At 24.9% G+C, this 1,789-nt stretch carries 3 protein-coding genes; all 3 read left to right on the top strand.

The window, feature by feature from the left end:
- Positions 1-202 precede the first annotated feature (202 nt).
- The 3 genes from VN21_RS16000 to VN21_RS16010 all read left to right on the top strand — a co-directional run bounded on the left by VN21_RS16000 (position 203) and on the right by VN21_RS16010 (position 1,636).
- Positions 203-484: a hypothetical protein gene (locus tag VN21_RS16000; RefSeq protein WP_052952121.1), complete on the top strand. Its 282-nt coding sequence runs from the start codon at positions 203-205 to the stop codon at positions 482-484.
- A 91-nt stretch (positions 485-575) separates the two neighbouring features.
- Positions 576-809, top strand: coding sequence for a hypothetical protein (locus tag VN21_RS16005; protein ID WP_046824140.1), 234 nt, complete (start codon positions 576-578; stop codon positions 807-809).
- 161 nt (positions 810-970) lie between these two features.
- Positions 971-1,636 (top strand): N-acetylmuramoyl-L-alanine amidase, encoded by a 666-nt coding sequence (locus tag VN21_RS16010; RefSeq protein ID WP_046824141.1) that lies wholly within the window; start codon positions 971-973, stop codon positions 1,634-1,636.
- Positions 1,637-1,789 lie beyond the last annotated feature (153 nt).

The following is a 1,789-nucleotide window of genomic DNA, read 5'->3' on the forward strand; positions in this document are numbered from 1 at the left end:
TTTTAAACTGAATTAAATTTTCAAAATTTTATCTACAACATAAACATTTAGCGATTAACTTTATTTTAATTTCTTTTATTAAAATAATCTCAATTTAAATAAAGTTAATATATTTCTTCGAATAATAGCATATTATTAAAGTAATTAGATATAATTCAATACTTACAGATGTTAAAAATATGTACTAAGGGGGAATTATAAGGTGAGAAATAAAGCTGTAAACTTAATGGATGATAGGCTTTTTAAAGTTAAAATACTATCTAGTGGTGGAGATAATATAAATTTAAAATTTCCTGTTGAGTTTGTAAAAAGAATGGTAAAAATAAATGGACTTAAATGGCTTAATTTAAAAACAGATGTCTTAGACGCTGATAACTTAGCGAAAACAGTTATGCAAGCTTTAGATTATAATTTAACTGGTAATATAGTTAATATAAAAACTAAAAATAATGATTTAATAAAAATAAATATAGATGAAGTTTAAATATAGATGAATATAATATGTAGGCTTGAATAAATATGATTTTTTTTATACTATATTAATAACTTTAAATTAATATAGAAAGGAAGTTGTTATGAAAAGCTTTAAAATACAATTAACTAGAGAGACTTTTAGTTTTAAATTTAAACAATATGAAGGCACGTATTTTTTTGGAGAGTTAAATGAAGACACTCAAATTGTTAGGTATAAGATAACAAAGGATAAAGAAGGATTAGAGTTAAAAGAATTTGGAAACACACACATAAAAGAGGATTTATTATACATTCCTCAAGTGGACGCTTACATAGATTTAAATAGTATAAAATAAAAATCGCCACCGATATATGCAAATCGGTGGCGATTTTTATTTTATAGATGTTAGTAACAGTTTCTTTGAAATCATAATAAGATATATAAACGCCTAATGTAGAATTAAGGTTATTTAAGTAAATAGATAATATAAATTTACAAGAGGAGAATGATGAATATATGAAAAAAGTTTATATAGATTTAGGTCATGGTGGAAATGATAGTGGTGCTATAGGAGTTAATAACATACTTGAAAAAGATATAGTACTTAGTATAGGAAAAAAACTTGAGCAAAAACTTAAAAACTGTGATTTAGATATTAAAATGTCTAGAAGCAATGATACTTTTAAAACCCTTGAGTATAGATCTAGTGAAGCGAATAAATGGGGAGCTGATTGCTTTGTGTCATTGCACTGCAATTCATTTAATAAATTAGCAAAAGGTATAGAAACTTATTGTTATAAGATGAAATATAGAAAGCTAGCAGATGATATACACGAAGAATTAGTAAAGGCTCATTTATACACAGAAAATAGAGGCGTAAAAGAAGGGAATTTTCATGTAGTTAGAGAAACAAAAATGGCTGCAGCTTTAATAGAGTTGGCATTTATAGACAATGTTGAAGATATAGATCTGTTGTTAAATAAACAAGATGAATTTGCAACAGCAATAGCTAAAGGTATATGTAAATTTTTAGGAATTGAGTTTAAGTATGATAATAGTTCAAATAAAGAACAATTATGGGCAGTATGTGTAGGCGCTTTCAAAGAAAGAGAAAACGCAGATAGAGTATTAAAAGAAGCTATAGATAAAGGATTTAAAGATGCTTATATAATTCCTAGGTAATATAAAAACTACCACTGTAAAAAATACAGTGGTAGTTTATGTATAAAATATTATATTAAAATAATAACTTTATATAATATTAGTAGACAAAGTCCTATTAAAGCAATTTTAAACACTATATTTCCAATAAGCTTTATACTTTTTATAGCTATC

Origin of the sequence: Paraclostridium benzoelyticum (assembly GCF_001006285.1) — a bacterium.
Classification (GTDB): Bacteria; Bacillota; Clostridia; order Peptostreptococcales; family Peptostreptococcaceae; genus Paraclostridium; species Paraclostridium benzoelyticum.

What these genes read in the sequence shown, in the direction of transcription:
- VN21_RS16010 (WP_046824141.1), top strand. Translation starts at nt 971, where the DNA reads ATGAAAAAAGTTTATATAGATTTAGGTCATGGTGGAAATGATAGTGGT.
- VN21_RS16005 (WP_046824140.1), top strand. Translation starts at nt 576, where the DNA reads ATGAAAAGCTTTAAAATACAATTAACTAGAGAGACTTTTAGTTTTAAA.